The sequence below is a fragment of the Xanthobacter autotrophicus genome (assembly GCF_030015065.1).
GTDB lineage: Bacteria > Pseudomonadota > Alphaproteobacteria > Rhizobiales > Xanthobacteraceae > Xanthobacter > Xanthobacter autotrophicus_D.
In genome coordinates this window covers 1-422 of sequence record NZ_JAIVFN010000474.1, presented here as the reverse complement: position 1 = coordinate 422, position 422 = coordinate 1, and the positions used below count along the sequence as shown (strand labels likewise).

At 72.0% G+C, this 422-nt stretch carries 1 protein-coding gene; it reads right to left on the bottom strand.

The genetic code is table 11. The features are described 5' to 3' along the window. On the bottom strand, positions 1 to 422 hold a 422-nt coding region (locus K9U40_RS24100), incomplete at both ends, for an FHIPEP family type III secretion protein (RefSeq protein ID WP_282892568.1).

The window sequence follows — 422 nt, the reverse complement described above, 5'->3', positions numbered from 1 at the left end:
GGTACGCGCTGGGCTTGAGCTCCAGGTTGTCGCGCACGTGCACGGCCGGCGGCAGGAAGCCCACTTCCTGCGCGAACTTGCGGCGCACGCCCTTGATCCGGGTGAGCAGGTCGCCCTGGCGGCTCTTGTCCACGAGCGAGATCAGGCGGTAGCCCAGTTCCAGGCCGAGCAGGTCCACCGGCTGCAGGTCGTCCCAGCTGGCCTCGCCGTCGCCGGCCGGGGGCGGGGGCGCCTCGACCGGCTTGGGTGCGTTCGCGCGCTGGTGCAGCAGCCAGGCGGCGTAGCCGAAGCCGCTGCCCAGGATCAGGAACACGGCGTGCGGCATGCCGGGGATCACGCCCAGCAGGATCAGGATGGCGGCGGCCACGCCCAGCACGCGCGGCGACATGAAGAGCTGCTGCACGATCTGCCGGCCCATGTCC